General features: G+C 61.2%; 23 protein-coding genes and 1 tRNA gene. All 24 read left to right on the top strand.

Features of this window, described 5'->3' with window-relative positions:
- Positions 1–128: 128 nt before the first annotated feature.
- Positions 129–1145 (top strand): NAD(P)H-quinone oxidoreductase, encoded by a 1017-nt coding sequence (locus tag L0U81_RS04930; RefSeq protein WP_233800453.1) that lies wholly within the window; start codon positions 129–131, stop codon positions 1143–1145.
- A 168-nt stretch (positions 1146–1313) separates the two neighbouring features.
- On the top strand, positions 1314–2090 hold the full coding sequence (gene tpiA, locus L0U81_RS04935) for a triose-phosphate isomerase (RefSeq protein ID WP_233800455.1): 777 nt from the start codon (positions 1314–1316) through the stop codon (positions 2088–2090).
- A gap of 82 nt (positions 2091–2172) precedes the next feature.
- Positions 2173–2559: a preprotein translocase subunit SecG gene (secG, locus tag L0U81_RS04940; RefSeq protein WP_233800457.1), complete on the top strand. Its 387-nt coding sequence runs from the start codon at positions 2173–2175 to the stop codon at positions 2557–2559.
- A 112-nt stretch (positions 2560–2671) separates the two neighbouring features.
- Positions 2672–2756: transfer RNA gene (locus L0U81_RS04945), tRNA-Leu, on the top strand.
- A 154-nt stretch (positions 2757–2910) separates the two neighbouring features.
- Positions 2911–3270 carry an NADH-quinone oxidoreductase subunit A gene (locus tag L0U81_RS04950; RefSeq protein WP_175150638.1) on the top strand — a complete coding sequence of 120 codons (360 nt, stop codon included), beginning with the start codon at positions 2911–2913 and terminating at the stop codon, positions 3268–3270.
- Between the two features lie 62 nt (positions 3271–3332).
- On the top strand, positions 3333–3812 hold the full coding sequence (locus L0U81_RS04955; RefSeq protein WP_006052903.1) for a NuoB/complex I 20 kDa subunit family protein: 480 nt from the start codon (positions 3333–3335) through the stop codon (positions 3810–3812).
- 20 nt (positions 3813–3832) lie between these two features.
- Positions 3833–4435, top strand: coding sequence for an NADH-quinone oxidoreductase subunit C (locus L0U81_RS04960; RefSeq protein WP_233800459.1), 603 nt, complete (start codon positions 3833–3835; stop codon positions 4433–4435).
- Positions 4436–4444: 9 nt separating this feature from the next.
- The gene (locus L0U81_RS04965) at positions 4445–5698 is read left to right on the top strand and encodes an NADH-quinone oxidoreductase subunit D (RefSeq protein WP_233800461.1); all 1254 of its coding nucleotides are present in this window, start codon (positions 4445–4447) and stop codon (positions 5696–5698) included.
- Positions 5699–5832: 134 nt separating this feature from the next.
- Entirely contained in the window at positions 5833–6318 is a 486-nt protein-coding gene (gene nuoE, locus L0U81_RS04970; protein WP_062126291.1) for an NADH-quinone oxidoreductase subunit NuoE, read from the top strand.
- Positions 6315–7643, top strand: a complete 1329-nt coding sequence (gene nuoF, locus L0U81_RS04975; RefSeq protein WP_233800463.1) for an NADH-quinone oxidoreductase subunit NuoF — start codon at positions 6315–6317, stop codon at positions 7641–7643. Before nuoE ends, nuoF begins: the two co-directional genes overlap by 4 nt.
- A 128-nt stretch (positions 7644–7771) precedes the next feature.
- On the top strand, positions 7772–10105 hold the full coding sequence (nuoG, locus tag L0U81_RS04980; protein WP_233800465.1) for an NADH-quinone oxidoreductase subunit NuoG: 2334 nt from the start codon (positions 7772–7774) through the stop codon (positions 10103–10105).
- Positions 10106–11170 (top strand): NADH-quinone oxidoreductase subunit NuoH, encoded by a 1065-nt coding sequence (nuoH, locus tag L0U81_RS04985; protein ID WP_233800467.1) that lies wholly within the window; start codon positions 10106–10108, stop codon positions 11168–11170.
- 15 nt (positions 11171–11185) lie between these two features.
- Positions 11186–11674 (top strand): NADH-quinone oxidoreductase subunit NuoI, encoded by a 489-nt coding sequence (nuoI, locus tag L0U81_RS04990; RefSeq protein ID WP_008920597.1) that lies wholly within the window; start codon positions 11186–11188, stop codon positions 11672–11674.
- Positions 11675–11866: 192 nt separating this feature from the next.
- Complete coding sequence (locus L0U81_RS04995; RefSeq protein ID WP_233800469.1) at positions 11867–12559, top strand: NADH-quinone oxidoreductase subunit J; 693 nt, start codon at positions 11867–11869, stop codon at positions 12557–12559.
- Between the two features lie 20 nt (positions 12560–12579).
- A complete protein-coding gene (gene nuoK / locus L0U81_RS05000) occupies positions 12580–12885 on the top strand; it encodes an NADH-quinone oxidoreductase subunit NuoK (RefSeq protein WP_006052894.1) in 306 nt (101 codons plus the stop codon).
- A gap of 17 nt (positions 12886–12902) precedes the next feature.
- Positions 12903–14969 (top strand): NADH-quinone oxidoreductase subunit L, encoded by a 2067-nt coding sequence (gene nuoL, locus L0U81_RS05005; RefSeq protein WP_233800471.1) that lies wholly within the window; start codon positions 12903–12905, stop codon positions 14967–14969.
- A gap of 14 nt (positions 14970–14983) precedes the next feature.
- Complete coding sequence (locus tag L0U81_RS05010) at positions 14984–16474, top strand: NADH-quinone oxidoreductase subunit M (RefSeq protein WP_233800473.1); 1491 nt, start codon at positions 14984–14986, stop codon at positions 16472–16474.
- A gap of 24 nt (positions 16475–16498) precedes the next feature.
- Positions 16499–17971 carry an NADH-quinone oxidoreductase subunit NuoN gene (gene nuoN / locus L0U81_RS05015; RefSeq protein WP_233800475.1) on the top strand — a complete coding sequence of 491 codons (1473 nt, stop codon included), beginning with the start codon at positions 16499–16501 and terminating at the stop codon, positions 17969–17971.
- Positions 17971–18267: a DUF2818 family protein gene (locus tag L0U81_RS05020; protein WP_233800477.1), complete on the top strand. Its 297-nt coding sequence runs from the start codon at positions 17971–17973 to the stop codon at positions 18265–18267. The genes nuoN and L0U81_RS05020 overlap by 1 nt, the downstream gene beginning before the upstream one ends.
- A gap of 45 nt (positions 18268–18312) precedes the next feature.
- Positions 18313–18903, top strand: a complete 591-nt coding sequence (locus L0U81_RS05025; protein ID WP_233800479.1) for an NUDIX domain-containing protein — start codon at positions 18313–18315, stop codon at positions 18901–18903.
- Positions 18904–19208: 305 nt separating this feature from the next.
- The gene (locus tag L0U81_RS05030) at positions 19209–19454 is read left to right on the top strand and encodes a hypothetical protein (protein WP_233800481.1); all 246 of its coding nucleotides are present in this window, start codon (positions 19209–19211) and stop codon (positions 19452–19454) included.
- Positions 19455–19517: 63 nt separating this feature from the next.
- Positions 19518–20042: a helix-turn-helix transcriptional regulator gene (locus L0U81_RS05035; RefSeq protein ID WP_233800483.1), complete on the top strand. Its 525-nt coding sequence runs from the start codon at positions 19518–19520 to the stop codon at positions 20040–20042.
- Positions 20043–20260: 218 nt separating this feature from the next.
- Positions 20261–20686, top strand: a complete 426-nt coding sequence (locus L0U81_RS05040; RefSeq protein ID WP_233800485.1) for a DUF1178 family protein — start codon at positions 20261–20263, stop codon at positions 20684–20686.
- A gap of 48 nt (positions 20687–20734) precedes the next feature.
- Positions 20735–21931 carry an acyl-CoA dehydrogenase family protein gene (locus L0U81_RS05045; RefSeq protein WP_233800487.1) on the top strand — a complete coding sequence of 399 codons (1197 nt, stop codon included), beginning with the start codon at positions 20735–20737 and terminating at the stop codon, positions 21929–21931.
- Positions 21932–21937 lie beyond the last annotated feature (6 nt).

Raw genomic sequence — 21937 nt, forward strand, 5'->3', positions numbered from 1 at the left:
GGCTGCGCTATGCGCGCCGGCCGTTTTTCATGCAGGATGGATTGCGTTGCGGATTTGATGGCGACGCGGCGCTAAGGCGGGCAGCAGCAACGGGTAGGCAACGCAATCCAATCTTGGAGTTGACGCAGATGAAAGCGATCGAAATCACCGAATTCGGTGCGCCGGACGTCCTCAAGCTGGCGGAGCGTCCGACGCCGCAGCTCAAGGCGGGCGAGGTGCTGATCAAGGTGGCGGCATCCGGCATCAATCGCCCGGATGTGTTTCAGCGCAAGGGTGGCTATGCGCCGCCACCGGGGGCGTCGGATCTGCCGGGGCTGGAGGTGGCGGGCGAGATCGTCGGTGGCGCAATCGACGAGAAGAACAACCCGTTTGGCCTGAAAGTCGGCGATCGCGTGTGTGCGCTGCTCGCGGGCGGCGGCTACGCGGAGTATGCGGCCGCGCCGCTCCTGCAATGCCTGCCGGTGCCCGCGGGGTTGTCGGATATCGAAGCGGCTTCACTGCCCGAGACATTCTTCACGGTGTGGAGCAATGTGTTCAATCGCGCGCAGCTCGGCCAGGGCGAAGGCGGTCCGAACGAAACGCTGCTCGTGCAGGGTGGGTCGAGCGGCATCGGCGTGACGGCGATCCAGATTGCGCATGCGCTCGGCTTTCGTGTGTTCGCCACCGCAGGCTCGGACGAGAAGTGTCGCGCGTGCGAAGCGCTCGGCGCTGAACGGGCGATCAACTACAAGACTGAAGATTTCGTCGAGGTCATCAAGTCGCTGACCAACGATCGCGGCGTCGATGTGATCCTCGACATGGTGGCGGGCGGCTACGTGCCGCGCGAGCTGTCAGCGCTCGCCGACGGCGGCCGCATCGTCCTGATCGCACTGCTCGGCGGCGCGAAGGCGGAGCTGAACCTGAACGAAGTGTTGCGCCGGCGTCTAACGGTCACCGGTTCGACGCTGCGGCCGCGGCCGATCGAATTCAAGGCGCAGATCGCCGCGCAACTGAAGGAGCGCGTGTGGCCGCATCTCGAAGCCGGGCGCATCAAACCGGTTGTGCATCGCGTGTTTCCGGCCGCCCAGGCTGCCGACGCGCATGCGCTGATGGAAAGCAGCACGCACGTTGGCAAGATCGTGCTGGCTTGGGGTCAGGACGCTTGACGGCATCGGTTTGACCCGATCCACCCCACGAAGTAAAATTGCGCGTTTTGCGCGCGCCGGATAAATCCAACTGGCGGACCGCGAGCGCAGGGAACAACCTGCAGCGAGGCGCTAGCGGAGTCCGCCGGCAGAGCAGGTAGGACTGGCAAGACAGGACAACACGAGACGATGTCGAAACAACAACGAGGCAAACTGGTAGTCGGTAACTGGAAGATGCATGGGCGGCTCGCCGCGAACACCGCGTTGTTGCAGGCGGTGGCGCAGGGCTCCGATGAATTGCCGGCCGACGTGCGCGTCGGTGTGTGCGTACCGAGCCTCTATCTCGCGCAGACGCAGTCGCTGCTCGAAGGCAGCCCGGTCGTGTGGGGTGTGCAGGACGTGTCCGCGTTCACGCACGGCGCCTATACCGGCGAAGTGGCCGCGCCGATGGTGACGGACTTCGGCGCGACATTTGCAATCGTCGGGCACTCGGAGCGTCGCGCGTATCACCGCGAAAGCGCCGAGTTGGTGGCGGTCAAAACGCAGCGTGCGCTCGAAGCGGGTTTGACGCCTATCGTCTGCGTCGGCGAAACGCTCGAGGAACGCGAAGCCGGTTCGACCGAGCGGGTAGTCGGCGCGCAACTCGACGAAGTGCTCGCGAAGCTGTCGGCTCAAGAAGCGGCTCGTCTCGTCGTTGCCTATGAGCCGGTGTGGGCAATTGGCACCGGCAGGAGTGCGTCGGCGGAGCAGGCGCAGGCCGTGCACGCGTTCCTGCGCGCGCGTCTCGCGGCAAAAGGTGCGGCGGAGGTGCTGTTGCTGTACGGCGGCAGCGTGAAGCCGGACAACGCGGAAGAGCTGTTTCGTCAGCTCGATATCGACGGTGGCCTGATTGGCGGCGCGTCGTTGAAAGATCAGGATTTCCTGGCGATCTGCAAGGCGGCGGCTGCAACTAGCTTGGCCGGTTAAGCAGGGCGTCTCGGCGAGGATGACTCCATTTCGCGCAACACGCAGTGTGCGGCGCGGTTAAATAAAGACTCAGGTGAGTGTGATGCTGTATTTGAAAACGTTGATTATCGTCGTTCAGTTGTTGTCGGCGCTCGGGGTCATTGGACTCGTGTTGTTGCAGCACGGCAAGGGCGCCGACATGGGCGCGGCTTTCGGCAGCGGAGCGTCGGGCAGCCTGTTCGGCGCGACGGGTTCGGCGAACTTCCTGTCGCGTACGACGGCGGTGCTCGCGGCGCTGTTTTTTGTGACGACGCTGGCGCTCACCTACCTTGGTGCGTATCACGTGAAGCCTTCGGCAGGCGTGCTGGGCGCGGCAGTCACCGCGCCGGTCGCTGCTTCGGCTCCGGCTCCGGGCTCGGCTCCGGCGGCGCCATCGGCTGCAGCGCCGGCTTCGCCTGCGTCGGTTCCGGCGACGGGTGTGCCGAAATAAATTTTCGGCCGACGCGCTTTTGTGCGTTGAACAATCTGTTTAGACAAGTTACAATTCAAGTCTTGAAGCGATTCGCGGGTTTTATAAGTTGTTTTCCCGGATTGCATATAGTGCCGACGTGGTGAAATTGGTAGACACGCTATCTTGAGGGGGTAGTGGCGAAAGCTGTGCGAGTTCGAGTCTCGCCGTCGGCACCAAATGTTATCTAAATGCCAGCCGTTTGCTTCGCTTCGGCTGGCATTTTCACTTCTGGCGCACGCAGGACTTGCGCCATGTACGTTGAGGAAGTGATTTCGCGTCAGGGGTGCTATGCTCCTGACGGCACTCAGAACCAACCGATTGAGGATTGTCTTGAACCTCGCAGCCTATTTCCCCGTTTTGTTGTTCCTTATTGTGGGCACCGGTTTAGGCGTAGCACTGGTCAGTATTGGCAAGATCCTCGGTCCGAACAAGCCCGACACCGAGAAAAACGCACCGTACGAGTGCGGCTTCGAAGCATTCGAAGATGCGCGCATGAAGTTCGACGTGCGCTACTACCTCGTCGCCATTCTCTTCATCATTTTCGACCTTGAAACCGCGTTCCTGTTCCCGTGGGGCGTGGCGTTGCGTGATGTCGGCTGGACTGGCTTCATTGCGATGATGATTTTCCTGCTCGAATTCCTGCTTGGCTTTGCCTACATCTGGAAGAAGGGCGGCCTCGACTGGGAATGATGGATTAATCGCCGGTTTGCGTGGGTGGCCAGGCTTGCCGCCCCGTCTGGAGTGGAAAGCAAATGAGTATCGAAGGGGTCTTGAAGGAAGGGTTTGTCACCACTACGGCAGACAAACTGATCAACTGGACGCGCACCGGCTCGCTGTGGCCGATGACGTTCGGTCTTGCGTGCTGCGCGGTCGAGATGATGCATGCGGGGGCTGCCCGTTATGACCTCGACCGTTTTGGTGTGGTGTTTCGCCCGAGTCCGCGTCAGTCGGACGTGATGATCGTCGCCGGCACGCTGTGCAACAAGATGGCGCCCGCTCTGCGCAAGGTCTACGACCAGATGGCCGAGCCGCGCTGGGTGATCTCAATGGGCTCGTGCGCGAACGGTGGCGGCTATTACCACTACTCTTACTCGGTGGTGCGCGGCTGCGACCGGATCGTCCCGGTCGACGTGTACGTGCCGGGTTGTCCGCCCACCGCGGAAGCGCTGGTGTACGGCGTGATCCAGCTGCAAGCCAAGATTCGCCGCACCAACACCATCGCCCGTCAATAAGGCCAACGCCTCCCCACAATATGGCAAGCAAACTCGAGACCCTGAAAGCGAACCTCGAGGCGGCCTTTGGCGGCCTCCTGTTGAGCACCACCGAGGCAGTCGGTGAGTTGACGATCGTCGTGAAGGCAAGCGATTACCTCAACGTGGCAAAGCGTCTGCGTGACGACCGCTCGCTCGGTTTCGAGCAATGTGTCGATCTGTGTGGCGTCGATTATCAAACCTATGCCGATGGCGCTTACGACGGCCCGCGTTTCGCTGCCGTGCTGCATCTGCTGTCGGTGCAGAACAACTGGCGTCTGCGTCTGCGCGTATTCGCGCCGGACGACGACATGCCGATCCTGCCGTCCGTCGTCGAAATCTGGAATTCGGTCAACTGGTACGAGCGCGAAGCGTTCGACCTATACGGCATCGTCTTCGAAGGTCACCCGGACCTGCGCCGCATCCTGACCGATTACGGTTTCATCGGTCACCCGTTCCGCAAGGATTTCCCGGTCTCCGGCTACGTCGAAATGCGTTACGACCCGGAAGAGAAGCGCGTCGTCTATCAACCGGTGACGATCGAGCCGCGGGAAATCACGCCGCGCGTGATCCGCGAGGATCACTATGGCGGTCTGAAACACTAAGAGAACGTCATGGCAGAGATCAAGAACTACACGCTCAACTTCGGTCCGCAGCACCCGGCAGCGCATGGTGTGCTGCGTCTCGTGCTCGAACTCGACGGCGAAGTGATCCAGCGCGCCGATCCGCACATCGGTCTGCTGCATCGCGCGACTGAAAAGCTTGCCGAAGGCAAGACGTTCATCCAGTCGGTGCCGTACATGGATCGTCTCGACTACGTGTCGATGATGGTCAACGAGCACGGCTATGTGCTCGCCATCGAAAAACTGCTCGGTATCGACGTGCCGCTGCGCGCGCAATACATTCGCGTGCTGTTCGACGAAATCACGCGCGTGTTGAATCACCTGATGTGGATCGGCGCGCACGCGCTCGACGTCGGCGCGATGGCGGTGTTCCTGTACGCGTTCCGCGAACGCGAAGACCTGATGGACGTGTATGAAGCGGTGTCCGGCGCGCGGATGCACGCGGCCTACTATCGTCCGGGTGGCGTCTATCGCGATCTGCCTGACGCGATGCCGCAATACAAGGCGTCGAAGATTCGCAATGCGAAGGCGTTGTCGAAGATGAACGAGAACCGTCAGGGTTCGCTGCTCGACTTCATCGACGACTTCTTTACGCGCTTCCCGAAGTGCGTCGACGAATATGAAACGCTGCTCACCGACAACCGGATCTGGAAGCAGCGTCTGGTCGGCATCGGCGTGGTCAGCCCGGAGCGCGCGCTGCAGCTCGGCATGACTGGCGCGATGCTGCGCGGCTCGGGTATCGAGTGGGATCTGCGCAAGAAGCAGCCGTACGAAGTGTATGACAAGCTCGACTTCGACATTCCGGTCGGCGTGAATGGCGACTGCTACGACCGCTACCTGGTGCGCGTCGAAGAAATGCGTCAATCGACGCGGATCGCGAAACAGTGCATTGAGTGGTTACGCAAAAATCCGGGCCCGGTGATGACGGACAATCACAAGGTTGCGCCGCCCTCGCGCGTCGGCATGAAGTCGAACATGGAAGATCTGATCCATCACTTCAAGCTATTCACCGAAGGCTTCCATGTGCCGGAGGGCGAGGCGTACGCCGCGGTCGAACATCCGAAGGGCGAGTTCGGCATCTATCTGATCTCGGACGGCGCTAACAAGCCGTATCGCTTGAAGATCCGCGCCCCGGGTTATGCGCACCTGTCCGCGCTCGACGAAATGGCGCGCGGCCACATGATCGCCGACGCTGTGACGATCATCGGTACGCAGGACATCGTGTTCGGCGAAGTGGATCGCTAGGACGTATTCAGCGACGCGTGTCTGCGGTCGTCGCACCGCCCACGCGCGTCAAGCAAAGGAACGCCGGGTCTGTCGCAATAAGACGTGTGCGACAGGTTTTCGTTCGGTAGGAATTGAAAGAGTCGTGTCTGAAAATGATCTCAGCTGAAGGCCTGAAAGAAATCGATCGTGCGATCGCGAAGTATCCCGCCGATCAGAAACAGTCCGCCGTGATGTCGGCGTTGGCCACTGCTCAGGAAGAGCATGGCTGGCTGTCGCCCGAACTTATGCAGTTCGTCGCGGATTATCTTGGCATGCCGGCAATCGCCGTGCAGGAGGTAGCGACCTTCTACACGATGTACGAGACCTCGCCGGTCGGCAAGTACAAGATCACGCTCTGCACGAACCTGCCGTGTCAGCTTGGTCCGGATGGCGGTTCCGAAAGCGCCGCTGAATACCTGAAGCAGAAGCTCGGCATCGACTTCGGCGAAACCACGCCCGACGGCAAATTCTCCCTGAAAGAAGGTGAGTGCATGGGTTCGTGCGGCGATGCGCCGGTAATGCTGGTGAACAACCATCGTATGTGCAGCTTCATGAGCCGCGAGAAGATCGACCAGCTGCTCGAGGAACTTTCGAAATGACGGCTTTACATGATCGTCACATCAAACCGCTGATTCTCGCTGGCCTGAACGGCGACAACTGGCATCTCGAAGACTACGTAGCGCGCGGCGGTTACGCGCAGCTGCGCCGCATCCTGGAAGAAAAGATTCCCGCCGAGCAGGTGATCGCCGACGTCAAGGCGTCGGGTCTGCGCGGGCGCGGCGGTGCGGGCTTCCCGACCGGTCTGAAGTGGAGCTTTATGCCGCGTCAGTTCCCGGGCCAGAAGTATCTCGTCTGCAATTCGGACGAGGGCGAACCGGGTACGTTCAAGGACCGTGACATCCTTCGCTTCAACCCGCATGCGCTGATCGAAGGTATGGCGATCGGTGCGTACGCGATGGGCATCACGGTCGGCTACAACTACATTCACGGCGAAATCTGGGAAGTCTACAAGCGCTTTGAAGAAGCGTTAGAAGAAGCTCGCCGCGCCGGGTTCCTCGGCGACAACATCATGGGCTCGGGCTTCTCGTTCCAGCTGCATGCGCACCACGGTTACGGCGCGTATATCTGCGGCGAGGAAACCGCGCTGCTCGAATCGATCGAGGGCAAGAAGGGGCAGCCACGCTTCAAGCCGCCGTTCCCGGCGAGCTTCGGCGTGTACGGCAAGCCGACCACGATCAACAACACGGAAACGTTCGCGGCGGTGCCGTTCCTGCTCGCCATCGGCCCGCAGAATTACCTCGAAATCGGCAAGCCGAACAACGGCGGCACGAAGATTTTCTCGGTATCGGGCGACGTCGAGCGTCCGGGCAATTACGAAATTCCGCTCGGCACGCCGTTCGCGACGCTGATCGAACTCGCGGGCGGTATGCGTGGCGGCAAGAAGATCAAGGCCGTGATTCCTGGCGGTTCGTCGGCACCGGTGATTCCGGGCGACACGATGATGCAGACCGACATGGATTACGACTCGATCGCGAAGGCCGGCTCGATGCTCGGTTCGGGCGCGGTGATCGTGATGGACGAGACGCGCTGCATGGTGCGCTCGCTGCTGCGTCTGTCGTACTTCTATTACGAAGAGTCGTGCGGTCAATGCACGCCTTGCCGTGAAGGCACGGGCTGGCTGTACCGCGTGGTGCATCGTATCGAACATGGTCTCGGCCGCCAGGAAGATCTGGATCTGCTGAACTCCGTCGCGGAAAACATCATGGGCCGTACGATCTGCGCGCTCGGCGACGCAGCGGCCATGCCGGTTCGGGGCATGCTCAAGCACTATTGGGACGAATTCGAATATCACGTCGCCCACAAGCATTGCCTCGTCGGCGGTCATGCCGGCACGGCGGCGTCGCCCGAAACAGTGGCAGCCTGAGTCGGGCCGACAGGTTTGGCTGACGAATAACTACCAGACGAACACCTCAACCGCAGGATTCATCGCCCGAAGCGGGCGATGAACAGGCGAACGATTGAGCGGTAACAGGTTAAGGAAGATTGACCATCATGGTTGAACTGGAAATAGACGGCAAGAAAGTCGAGGTGCCTGAAGGCAGCATGGTGATCCAGGCTGCGCATAAGGTCGACACCTACATTCCTCACTTCTGCTATCACAAGAAGCTGTCGATTGCGGCCAATTGCCGGATGTGTCTGGTCGATGTAGAGAAGATGCCGAAGGCCGTGCCCGCGTGCGCGACCCCGGTGTCGCCCGGCATGATCGTGCGCACCAAGTCGGACAAAGCGGTGAAGGGCCAGCAAGCCGTGATGGAGTTCCTGCTGATCAACCATCCGCTCGATTGCCCGATCTGCGACCAGGGTGGCGAATGCCAGTTGCAGGATCTGGCGGTTGGTTACGGCAAGTCGTCGTCTCGCTATAGCGAAGAAAAGCGCGTGGTGTTCCACAAGAACGTGGGCCCGCTGATCTCGATGGAAGAGATGTCGCGCTGCATCCACTGCACGCGTTGCGTTCGCTTCGGTCAGGAAATCGCCGGCGTGATGGAACTCGGCATGCTGGGTCGCGGCGAGCATTCGGAAATCACGTCGTTCGTCGGCAGGACGGTCGACTCCGAACTGTCCGGCAACATGATCGACCTGTGCCCGGTCGGCGCGCTCACGAGCAAGCCATTCCGCTACAGCGCCCGGACGTGGGAGCTGTCGCGCCGCAAGTCGGTAAGCCCGCACGATTCCGTCGGCGCGAATCTCATCGTGCAGGTGAAGAACAGTCGCGTGATGCGCGTTCTGCCGTTCGAAAACGAAGCGATCAACGAGTGCTGGATTTCGGACAAGGACCGCTTCTCGTACGAAGGCCTCAACAGCCCCGAACGTCTTACCAGGCCCATGCTCAAGCAGGGCGGCCAGTGGGTCGAAACCGACTGGCAGACCGCGCTCGAATACGTGGTCAAGGGTCTGAAGGGCATCAAGGGCGACCACGGTGCGGACGCGCTCGCGGCGCTGTCGAGCGCACATAGCACGGTCGAAGAGCTGTTCCTGCTGAAGCAGATCGCGCAAGTGGTCGGAACGCCGAACGTGGACTTCCGCCTGCGTCAGTCGGATTTCTCGGCGCCCGTGACCGGCGCGCCGTGGCTCGGCGGCACAATCGCCGATCTGTCGAACGTCGATGCGGCGCTCGTGATCGGTTCGGATCTGCGCCGGGATCATCCGCTGTTCGCCGCACGTCTGCGCCAGGTCGCACGCGGCGGATCGCCGCTCACGCTGATCCAGGCCACCAACGACGATGCGATGATCCCGCAGGCGCGACGTGTGGTCGCGGCGCCGTCGGCATGGCTCGACGTCCTCGCGGGCATCGCCGGTGCGGTGGGCGAAGCGAACGGCGTCGCGCTGCCGGACGCACTCACCGGTACGCAGCCGACGGACGCGCACAAGCAGATCGCGAAATCGCTGGCCACCGGCGAGCACCGCGTCGTGCTGCTTGGCAACGAAGCGGTCCGTCATCCGGACTTCGCGGCGATCCACGCCACGGCGCAATGGATTGCCGAGGCAACCGGCGCTACGCTCGGTTTCCTGACCGAAGCGGCCAACACGGTCGGCGCGCACCTGGTGAACGCGCTGCCGGGCGAAGGCGGTCTGAATGCGCGCGAAGTGTTCGAGCAGCCGCGCAAGGGCTATCTGCTGCTGAATCTCGAACCGGAATTCGACACGGCCAATCCGGCGCAGGCGCTTGCCGCGCTGAAGCAGGCCGAGATGGTCGTCGTCATGTCGCCGTTCCAGACGGGCGCGGACTATGCCGACGTGCTGCTGCCGATCGCGCCGTTCACCGAAACGGGCGGCTCGTTCGTCAACGCGGAAGGCACGGTGCAGGCGTTCAACGGCGTCGTGCGTCCGCTCGGCGACACGCGCCCTGCCTGGAAGGTGTTGCGCGTGCTGGGCAGCCTGCTGGGCGCGCCGGGCTTCGAATACGACACGGTCGAAGAAGTGCGTACGGCAGCGCTCGGCGACGGTGACCTGAGTTCGCGTCTGTCGAACCGCACTGGCGTCGCGGTAACGCGCGGCAAGGCCGAGAAGGCGGAGGAAGGCAAGTTCGAGCGTCTCGCGAACGTGCCGATCTATCATGCCGATGCGCTCGTGCGTCGTGCGGAGTCGCTGCATCTGACCGCGGCGGCCCGTACGGCGAACTCGGTTGGCCTGCCGGCAGCGCTGTTCGACAAACTGGGTTTGAAAGAGGGCGACGCGGTGCGCGTTCGTCAGGGCGAGCAAGCGGTGCAGTTGCCGGCCGTGCGCGATGCGAATCTTGCGGAGACGGTCGTCCGCGTATCGGCGGCTACGCCTGCCGGTGCAGCGCTGGGCAGCCTGTTCGGTGAACTGGTGGTGGAGAAGGCGTAAATGAGCTTGTTCGATACGATCAACTCGGGCGGCGCCCAGCTTCTCGGTGTGGCATGGCCCACGGTGTGGGCGCTCGTGCGCATCCTGGTGGTGGCCGTCGTGATCCTGCTGTGCGTCGCTTACCTGATTCTGTGGGAGCGTAAGCTGATCGGCTGGATGCACGTGCGTCTCGGTCCGAACCGCGTCGGCCCCGCCGGGCTCTTGCAGCCGATCGCCGACGTGCTGAAGTTGCTGCTCAAGGAAGTGATCCAGCCCGCCCAGGCGAGCCGCTGGATCTACATCATCGCCCCGATCATGGTAGTGGTGCCGGCGTTCGCGGTCTGGGCGGTCATTCCGTTCCAGGCGGGCGCGGTGCTCGGCGACATCAACGCGGGTCTGCTGTACGCGATGGCGATTTCGTCGATTGGCGTGTATGGCGTGATTCTGGCCGGTTGGGCGTCGAATTCGAAATACGCGTTCCTCGGCGCGATGCGAGCCGCCGCGCAGATGGTCTCGTACGAAATTTCGATGGGCTTCGCGCTCGTGGTCGTGCTGATGACGGCCGGCACGCTGAATCTGTCGGGCATCGTCGGCTCGCAGGAGCAGGGCTTCTTCGCGTCGCACGGCCTGAACTTCCTGTCGTGGAACTGGCTGCCGCTCCTGCCGATGTTCGTCGTGTACTTCATCTCGGGCATCGCGGAAACGAACCGTCATCCGTTCGACGTGGTGGAAGGTGAATCGGAAATCGTCGCGGGCCACATGATTGATTACTCGGGTATGGCGTTCGCGCTGTTCTTCCTCGCCGAGTACATCAACATGATCGTCATCTCGGCATTGGCTGCAACTCTGTTCCTCGGCGGCTGGAGCGCACCGTTCGGATTCCTGTCGTTCATCCCGGGCATCGTTTGGCTCGTCGTCAAGGTTTTCTTCCTGTTGTCGGTGTTCATCTGGGCGCGTGCGACGTTCCCGCGCTACCGCTACGACCAGATCATGCGTCTGGGCTGGAAGGTCTTCATTCCGGTTTGCGTCGTGTGGCTCGTGGTGGTCGGCTTCTGGATCATGTCGCCGTTGAACATCTGGAAATAAAGGGCGGACGAACCTATGACCGCAATCCAAAACTTCTTCAAGACTTTCTTCCTCACGGAACTGTTGAAAGGCCTCGCGCTGACCGGACGCTACGCGTTCCAGCGGAAGGTCACCGTGCAGTTCCCGGAAGAGAAGACCCCGATCTCGCCGCGTTTCCGTGGGCTGCATGCGCTGCGCCGTTATGAAAACGGCGAAGAGCGCTGTATCGCGTGCAAGCTGTGCGAAGCAGTGTGCCCGGCGCTCGCGATCACGATCGAATCGGAAACGCGCGCGGACAACACCCGCCGCACGACGCGCTACGACATCGACCTGACCAAGTGCATCTTCTGCGGTTTCTGCGAAGAGAGTTGCCCGGTCGACTCGATCGTCGAGACGCACATTCTCGAGTATCACGGCGAGAAGCGCGGCGATCTGTACTTCACGAAGGAAATGCTGCTGGCCGTTGGCGATCGCTACGAAGCAGAGATCGCCGCCAACAAGGCCGCCGACGCGCCGTATCGTTGAAGCGCTTTCCCGCTGATGCAGTAATTGCGGCAGTAAAAGCAGTAACACGGCCTGCTGTCGGGCCGACCGCCGCGGCCTGAGCGCCGCGGCACGGCGCACCTGTGCGGCGGTTCTGGCGGTTTCGCCCGCTGTTGCCAACCACGCGTGCCAAAGAACAATGCCTGACGATGGCCTAACGATGAACCGGTAATCATGGAATTCACGACCGTACTGTTCTACATCTTCGCGCTGCTCCTGGTGGTTTCAGGGCTGAAGGTGATCACCTCGCGCAACCCGGTGGCGTGCGCACTGTTTCTGGTGCTGGCGTTCTTCAACGCAGCCGCGATCTGGATGCTGCTCGAGGCCGAGTTTCTCGCGATCCTGCTGGTGCTGGTCTATGTCGGCGCGGTGATGGTGCTGTTCCTGTTCGTCGTGATGATGCTGGACATCAATCTCGACGTGCTGCGCAAGGACTTCAAACGCTTCGTGCCGATGGCCTCGGCGGTCGGCGCGATCATCGTGGTCGAAACCGCGCTGATCCTGTGGCACGGCTACGGCGCGACCACCACGGCGCTTCACGACACGGCCGCGGCCGCCGCCGGCATGGGCGACTGGTCGAATACGCGCCTGATCGGCAAGGTCATCTACACCGACTACATCTTCGCGTTCGAAATCGCCGGCCTGATTCTGCTGGTGGCGATCATCGCGGCGATCGCGCTGACTACGAGCCACAAGAAAGACAGCAAGCGTCAGAACGTCAGCGCCCAGGTCAAGGTGCGAGCCCAGGACCGCGTGCGCGTCGTGAAGATGCCGTCAGAGAAAACCGCGGCGACTCTTGCGGCGGAAGAAGCGGCTGCCGCGGCAGCCGCAGCAGCAGCCGACTCGGCACCGGCCAAGAACAGCTGAGCGGACAGGAGATAGAAATCATGTTGACCCTTGCCCATTACCTTGTCCTCGGCGCGATCCTGTTTGCGATCAGCATCGTCGGCATTTTCCTGAACCGCCGCAACGTCATCATCATTCTGATGGCGATCGAACTGATGCTGCTCGCGGTGAACACCAATTTCGTCGCGTTCTCGCACTACCTGGGCGACGTGCACGGCCAGATTTTCGTCTTCTTCGTGCTGACCGTTGCGGCAGCCGAAGCAGCGATCGGTCTCGCAATTCTGGTGACCCTGTTCCGCAGTCTCGACACGATCAATGTCGAGGATCTCGATCAGCTCAAAGGTTAATTTCAGGAAAAGCGGTTATGTCCACGATACTCAATGAAAACCTGCTGTTGGCAATTCCGCTGGCACCGCTTGCCGGTTCCCTGGTTGCAGGGCTGTTCGGAAAGGCGATAGGGCGAGCGGGTGCGCATTCGGTCACGATCCTCGGCGTCGCGGTTTCGTTCATCCTGTCGGTCATCGTCTTTTTCCAGGTGATGGACGGCGCGAGCTTCAACGCGACCGTTTATCAATGGATGTCGATCGGCAAGACGCAACTCGAAGTCGGTTTCCTGGTCGACTCGCTGACCGCGATGATGATCTGCGTGGTGAACTTCGTGTCGCTGATGGTGCACATCTACACGATCGGCTACATGGCCGACGACGACGGCTACCAGCGCTTCTTCTCGTACATTTCGCTGTTCACGTTCTCGATGTTGATGCTCGTGATGAGCAACAACTTCCTGCAGCTGTTCTTCGGCTGGGAAGCGGTGGGTCTCGTGTCGTACCTGCTGATCGGCTTCTACTTCAAGCGTGAGAGCGCGATCTACGCGAACATGAAGGCGTTCATCGTGAACCGCGTCGGCGACTTCGGTTTCCTGCTCGGCATCGGTCTGCTGTTCGCATTCGCCGGTTCGATGAACTACGGCGAAGTCTTCGCGAAGCGTACCGAACTCGCGGCGCTGAACTTCCCGGGTACCGACTGGGGTCTGCTGACGGTGGCCTGCATTTGCCTGTTCATCGGCGCGATGGGTAAGTCGGCGCAGTTCCCGCTGCATGTGTGGCTGCCCGATTCGATGGAAGGCCCGACGCCGATCTCCGCGCTGATTCACGCGGCAACCATGGTGACGGCCGGTATCTTCATGGTCACGCGCATGTCGCCGCTGTTCGAACTGTCGGATACGGCGCTGTCCTTCGTGATGGTCATCGGTGCGATTACCGCGCTGTTCATGGGCTTCCTCGGAATCGTCCAGAACGACATCAAGCGTGTGGTCGCTTATTCCACGCTGTCCCAGCTCGGTTACATGACGGTCGCGCTCGGCGCGTCGGCTTATTCGGTCGCCGTGTTCCACCTGATGACGCACGCGTTCTTCAAGGCGCTGCTGTTCCTCGGCGCGGGTTCGGTGATCATCGGCATGCACCACGATCAGGACATCCGCAACATGGGCGGCCTGCGCAAGTACATGCCGATCACCTGGATCACGTCGCTGATCGGTTCGCTCGCGCTGATCGGCACGCCGTTCTTCTCGGGCTTCTACTCGAAAGACTCGATCATCGACGCGGTGAAGCTGTCGCATCTGCCGGGCTCGGGTTTCGCGTACTTCGCGGTGGTCGCAAGCGTGTTCGTGACCGCGCTGTATTCGTTCCGTATGTATTTCCTGGTGTTCCACGGCGAGGAGCGTTTCCGCGGTCCGAAGCACCCGGAATCGCCGATGGGCGCCGAAGCCGCGTCGCATGCACATGCGCATGCGCATGACGCACACGGCCATGACGACCACGACCAACACGCTCACGAGCCGCATGAAACGCCGTGGGTCGTCTGGGTACCGCTGGTGCTGCTGGCGATTCCGTCGATCGTGATCGGCGCGATCGGCGTCGGTCCGATGCTGTTCGGTGACTTCTTTCAGCACGGCGTCGCGTTCGACAAGGTGATCTACATCAGCGAGAACCATCCGGCGCTGCATGAGATGGCTGAAGAATTCCAGGGCTGGGCGTCGATGGGGTTGCACTCGGTGTCGGGCCTGCCGGTGTGGCTTGCGCTCGCTGGCGTGCTGGTCGCCTGGTACCTGTATCTGGTCCGTCCGGATCTGCCGGCTGTCATCAAGCGCGCATTCGGCCCGATCTACACGTTGCTCGATAACAAGTACTACATGGACAAGATCAACGAAGTCGTGTTTGCGCGTGGCGCGGTGGCCATTGGCCGGGGTCTGTGGAAGGAAGGCGACGTGGTCGTGATCGACGGTATCGTCAACGGCAGCGCACGCTTTATCGGCTGGTTCGCTAGCGTGATCCGCTTCCTCCAATCCGGCTACATCTACCACTACGCGTTCGCCATGATTATCGGCATGCTGGGGCTCCTGACCCTGTTTGTAACGCTCGGCGGCAAATAAGGCGAGAGACACTCATGCACGCTTATCCGATTCTCAGCATCGCGATCTGGTTGCCGATCCTCTTCGGTCTGGTGGTCCTCGCGATCGGCAACGACCAGAACCCGGCCCCGGCGCGCTGGATCTCGCTGATCGGCTCGGTCCTGAGCTTCCTTGTCACGCTACCGCTGATCACCAGCTTCGATTCGAGCACCGCCGACCTGCAGTTCGTCGAGCAGGCGAGCTGGATCGAGCGCTTCCACATCATGTACCACCTCGGCGTGGACGGCATTTCGATGTGGTTCGTCGTATTGACCGCGTTGATCACGGTGATCGTGGTGATCGCAGGGTGGGAAGTGATCACGAAGAACGTCGGCCAGTACTTCGCAGCGTTCCTGATCCTCTCGGGGATCATGGTCGGCGTGTTCAGCGCGGCGGACGGCATGCTGTTCTACGTGTTCTTCGAAGCGACGCTGATTCCGATGTACATCATCATCGGTGTGTGGGGAGGGGCGAACCGCGTGTATGCGGCGTTCAAGTTCTTCCTGTACACGCTGGCGGGCTCCCTGCTGATGCTGGTCGCGCTGATCTATCTGTACGTCGAGACGGGTTCGTTCGACCTCGCGACGTGGCAGCACACGCAGATTGCGATGACGCCACAGGTGCTGCTATTCATAGCGTTCTTCCTCGCGTTTGCCGTGAAGGTGCCGATGTGGCCGGTGCACACCTGGTTGCCTGACGCCCACGTGGAAGCGCCGACCGGCGGCTCGGTCGTGCTGGCCGCGATCATGCTGAAGCTGGGCGCGTACGGTTTCCTGCGCTTCTCGCTGCCGATCACGCCTGACGCGAGCCACTTTCTGGCCCCGGTCGTCATCACGCTGTCGCTGATCGCTGTTATCTACATCGGCCTCGTCGCGATGGTGCAGGCCGACATGAAGAAGCTGGTCGCGTATTCGTCGATCGCGCACATGGGTTTCGTCACGCTCGGCTTTTTCATCTTCAATCAGCTCGGCGCGGAAGGCGCGATCGTGCAGATGATCTCGCACGGCTTCGTGTCGGGCGCGATGTTCCTGACGATCGGCGTGCTGTACGACCGTATGCACTCGCGTCAGATCGCCGATTACGGCGGCGTCGTCAATGTGATGCCGAAGTTCGCCGCGTTCGTGATGCTGTTCGCGATGGCCAACTGCGGCTTGCCGGGCACCTCCGGTTTCGTCGGCGAGTTCATGGTGATTCTGGCTGCCGTCCAGTACAACTTCTGGATTGCGGGTGGCGCGGCAGTCACGCTGATTCTCGGCGCGGCCTACACGCTGTGGATGTACAAGCGGGTGTACTTCGGCGCGGTCGCCAACGATCACGTGAAGAGCCTGTTCGACATCAACCGCCGCGAATTTTTCATGCTGGCAGTGCTCGCCGCACTGACGCTGTTCATGGGCCTGTATCCGAAGCCCTTTACCGATGTGATGCACGTATCCGTGGAAAACCTCCTCTCCCACGTTGCTCAATCGAAGCTGCCGTTGCCTCAGTAACGACGAGCGGAGGAATTTAAGACCATGCAAAACGCCCCTATGACTGCTCTGTTGCCCGACGCACTGGTGATGTTCGCCGTTGTGATCGCGTGGCTCAACGACACGTTCGTCGGCCAGGAGGGTCGCCGCACCACGTATTTCATCGCGTTCTTCTCGACGCTCGTCGCCGGGATCTGGTTCGCGGTGAATGCGTTCGACCCGCAAGTGCATTACTTCTTCGATCACATGTACGTGGTCGATCCGTTCGCCAGCCTGATGAAGGCGGTGGTGTCGCTCGGCTATGCGGTGACGATCGTATATTCGCGTCGCTACCTCGAAGACCGTAGCCTGTTCCGTGGCGACTTCTTCCTGCTCGGCATGTTCTCGCTGCTCGGACAGATCGTGATGATCTCGGGCAATAACTTCCTGACGCTGTACCTCGGTCTGGAACTGATGTCGCTGTCGCTGTACGCGGTGATCGCGCTGCGTCGCGAAGTGGCGTCGTCGAACGAAGCGGCGATGAAGTATTACGTGCTCGGCGCGCTGGCTTCGGGCTTCCTGCTCTACGGTATTTCGATGCTGTACGGCGCGACCGGCTCGCTCGACTTGAACGAAGTGTTCAAGGCGATCAGCGCGAGCCACTACGATCCGACCGTGTTGCTGTTCGGCGTGATCTTCATCGTGGCGGGCGTGGCGTTCAAGATGGGCGCAGTGCCGTTCCATATGTGGGTGCCTGACGTGTACCAGGGCGCACCGACGGCGATGACGCTCGTGGTTGGGGGCGGCCCGAAGGTCGCGGCGTTTGCCTGGGGCTTGCGTTTCCTCGTGATGGGCCTGCTGCCGCTCGCGGTCGAATGGCAACAGATGCTGGTGATTCTGGCGGCGCTGTCGCTGATCGTCGGCAACATCACCGGTATCGTGCAGCGCAACGTCAAGCGGATGCTCGCGTATTCGGCGATCTCGAACATGGGCTTCGTGCTGCTCGGTCTGCTCGCCGGCGTGGTCGACGACAAGACCACGGGCGCCGCGAGCGCGTACAGCTCGGCGATGTTCTACAGCATCGTCTACCTGATCACGACGCTGGGCACCTTCGGCGTCATCATGCTGCTCGCGCGTCGTGACTGCGAAGCGGACACGCTCGAGGACTTCAAAGGCCTCAATCAGCGCAGCCCGGTGTTTGCCTTCGTCATGATGATCATGATGTTCTCGCTCGCGGGTATTCCACCGGCAGTCGGCTTCTACGCGAAACTAGCCGTGCTGCAGGCGACGATGAACGCTGGCCTGACCTGGCTCACCGTATTGGCAGTGATCACGTCGCTGTTCGGCGCGTTCTACTACCTGCGTATCGTCAAGCTGATGTACTTCGACGAGCCGCAAGACAAGTCGCCGATCCTTGCCGACACGAGCACGCGCGCGTTGCTCGCGCTCAACGGTGTCGCGGTGCTGGTGCTCGGTATCGTGCCGGATCCGCTGTTGCGCGCCTGCCTGCAGGCAATCCAGCACACGCTGCTGCTCTGATGTCCGCTGCGGGCTGGTTTATCGTGCTGTTGGCGCTGGTCGGCGCCAACCTGCCGTTCCTGAATCAGCGCCTCTTCGCCGCCGTGCCGTTGAAAGCGGCGAAGAAAAGCGCATGGCTCCGGATTGCCGAATTGATCGTGCTGTATTTCACGGTCGGCGCGCTGGGCTTGCTGCTCGAAGCGCGCGCGGGAAACCGCTTCGAGCAGGGCTGGCAGTTCTATGCGATCACGTTCGCGCTGTTCGTCGTGTTCGCTTTCCCCGGATTTACCTTCCAATATCTCGTCAAACGCCGCTGACGGCGTGCCGCCGTCGCGCGCGCCTGGCTGTTCTGAGGTCCGCACATGGCTGAACTTCCCAATCACGATGCCGCGCTAACCGAAACTTGTATCGACAGCAAAACGGTCCATCAAGGGCCGTTCATGACGGTCAAGTACGATACGGTCCGTTTGCCGGACGGCAAACAGGCGACGCGCGAATACGTTCAGCATCCGGGCGCCGTCATGGTGATCCCCTTGTTCGATGATGGCCGGGTGCTGCTCGAAAGTCAGTATCGCTATCCGATGGGCAAGGTAATGGTCGAATATCCTGCCGGCAAGCTCGACCCGAACGAGGGCGCGCTGGCCTGCGCGGTGCGAGAACTGCGCGAGGAAACCGGCTATACCGCTCGCGAGTACGTGTACCTGACACGGATTCACCCGATCATTTCTTATTCGACCGAATTCATTGATATCTATCTCGCGCGGGGCTTGACCGTGGGCGAGCGCGAGCTCGACGACGGCGAGTTTCTCGAACTCTTCACGGCAACCGTGGAGCAGGTGTCGGAGTGGGTGCGCACGGGCAAAATCACCGATGTGAAGACCATCATCGGTACGTTCTGGCTCGAGAAAGTGCTGTCGGGCACGTGGCCGACAAAGGCGCCCGAGTCGGTATAGGTTTGCCTCCGCCGGATCACTGATCCGCGTTGCCGTTTAGCGAAGCCCCTGTTGGTCGATGACCGGCAGGGGCTTCGTCATTGGCTTCTCGGTTTCTTTCTGGCACAAGAATAAGCCGTTTCCTATGCCATCCGGCTGGCTCGTCGCAATGCCGGCGGCCGGCTAGTATGAACCTTCCGATCCACGTGTCGGTCCTTGATCTTGTTTGGGATAACGAACGATCGGCATCGGAGTAATCTGATTTCAGTCCCATCATAAGTTGTCGATTGACAACCTGCGATGGGACGACTACATTGGAGGTGTCGATGGTTCGAGGAAGGCACGCGAAGAAAGAGATCGAGACCGCATTGACGTACGCGGAGCAGCACGGCTGGCGCGTTCAGGACGGAGAAAAAGGTCATGCTTGGGGAAAAATCTATTGCCCGTACAAGGACAGCGAGTGCCGTTGCGGGGAGTTCTGTATATCGAGCGTCTGGAGTACGCCAAAGAACTCCGGCAATCACGCCAGACACTTGCGGCGCATCGTCGACAACTGCACGACTCGACGTTAGTCGGTTCGTAGGTATTGAACAGCAATCGCGATAACCTGGGCTAAACAAAGACAGGAGTAACGTATGGAATATGTGTTCACGTTGAAATATCGCCTCGCGGCGGAAGATTGCGATGCGGACGCAATCGTCGAACGGTTGGGGGAAATGGGGTGCGACGACGCCACAGTTGGCGTCGGGCAACCGGGTCGTCTCGGGCTGCTTTTCACGCGTGAAGGCACGAGCGCATTCGAGGCTGTCGCCAGCGCGCTCAAGGACGTGAAACGCGCGGTGCCGTCCGCGCGGCTGGTGGAGGCGGGACCTGACTTCGTGGGCCTGAGCGACGTGGCCGAGGTGGCCGGTGTGTCGCGGCAAAACATGCGCAAGCTGATGCTGAACCACCCCATCGACTTCCCGCCGCCGGTCCACGAAGGCAGTGCGTCGGTGTGGCATCTGGCGGACGTGCTCGAATGGCTGACCGCGCGCGGCGGGTACGCCATCAAGACCGATGTGGCGGACATGGCGAAACTGGCAAAACAGATCAATCTGACGAAGGAGGCCCGCCAGATTGAACCACGTGTGAGCCGTCAACTCGGAGATCTCGTGGCGTAGCAGGGGTCCGGAAGCGGGCGGGAGAACGCGGAGCAAGCGTGGTGCCGCATACGCGCCGGGACGCCTTCGGCAGCACCTGCCGTAAAGCGTTAAAATCGCCCACCCGCGTCAGATTCCCGTACAGCATCTGGCGACTGCGCGTCGGCTCTACAGTTTTACGAACGACCGTTCACAAATTTTCATTTTGCGCTAAACTGGCACGCAAGCCCTGATTCCACATGAAGGTCCTCGATTTACAGTGTCCGCATGGCCATCGGTTCGAAGGCTGGTTCGCTTCGGCTGATGACTTCGAGTCGCAGCAGTCCCGCAAGCTCGTCGAATGTCCGATCTGCGGCGCGACCGAGGTCAGCCGCTTGCCGTCGGCGCCGCGTCTGAATCTGTCGGGCGCGGCCGACTCGAAGGTGCCGGCGGCCGTGGAGCAAATGCAGGCGCAGATGATGCGAGCGCTGCGCGAGGTACTGGAGAAGACTGAGAACGTGGGCGACCGCTTCGCCGAGGAAGCGCGGCGCATTCACTACAACGAAGCGCCCGCGCGCAGCATTCGCGGTGTCACGACGCCGGAGGATGCGCGTGCTTTGGTCGAGGAAGGCATTGAAGTGATGCCGCTGCCGGTCCCGGCTGCGCTGAAGGAACCGCTGCAATAGCGCAGTGGCTCCAGGCAGCCGGATCGTGGCGGCCAGGAGACACTACGCATGAATCTGGACTATTCCCCCGCTGAAGACGCGTTCCGCGCCGACATCCGCGCCTGGCTCGAAGCGAATCTGCCTCGCGAGCTGAGCGACAAGGTTCTTAATCACAAACGTCTTTCCCGCGAAGACTTCGCAAGCTGGCACAGGCTGCTCGGCACGCGAGGCTGGTCGGCGGTCGCGTGGCCGCGCGAATACGGCGGCCCAGGCTGGGACGCGACGCAACGGCATATCTGGGAAGAGGAGTGCGCGCGTATCGGCGCGCCTTCCGTGCTGCCTTTTGGTGTGTCGATGGTCGCGCCGGTACTGATGAAGTACGGTAACGAGGCGCAAAAGCGCCACTATCTGCCGCGTATTCTCGATGGCACGGACTGGTGGTGCCAGGGCTATTCGGAGCCGGGCTCGGGCTCCGACCTTGCGTCGCTGCGCACTCGCGCCGAGCGCGTCGGTGATCACTACGTGGTCAATGGTCAGAAAACCTGGACCACGCTCGGCCAGCATGCCGACATGATGTTCTGCCTCGTGCGCACCGACAGCGGTGCCAAAAAGCAGGAGGGCATCTCGTTCCTGCTGATTGACATGAAAACACCCGGCATCACGGTGCGGCCGATCATCACGCTCGACGAAGATCACGAAGTCAACGAAGTGTTCTTCGAAGACGTGAAAGTACCCGTCGACAATCTGGTCGGCGAAGAAAATCGCGGCTGGACGTATGCGAAATACCTGCTCGGGCACGAGCGTACCGGCATTGCGCGAGTCGGCGCGTCAAAGCGCGAGCTGGCCTTTCTTAAGCGAGTCTCGCTGAATCAGAAAAAGAAGGGCAAGCCGCTGCTGCACGATCCGGTGTTTGCCGCAAAGGTCGCGAGTCTCGAGATCGAGTTGATGGCGCTCGAAGTCACCGTGCAACGCGTGGTGGCCAACGAGGCGGGCGGCCGCGGTCCGGGCCCGGAAGCATCGATGCTGAAGATCAAGGGTACGGAAGTCCAGCAGGGGCTGACCGAGTTGATGTTCGAAGCCATCGGTCCGCTCGCCGCACCGTTCGACGTGCCCTTCCTGGAAGGCGAACGCGAGCATTGTCTCGCTGGTGACGACGATGCAGCGCCGCTCGCCGCGTACTACTTCAACTTCCGCAAGACGTCGATTTACGGCGGCTCGAACGAAATTCAAAAGAACATCATCGCGCAGATGATTCTCGGACTTTGAGGAGCG

The organism is Paraburkholderia sp. HP33-1, assembly GCF_021390595.1.
Classification (GTDB): Bacteria; Pseudomonadota; Gammaproteobacteria; order Burkholderiales; family Burkholderiaceae; genus Paraburkholderia.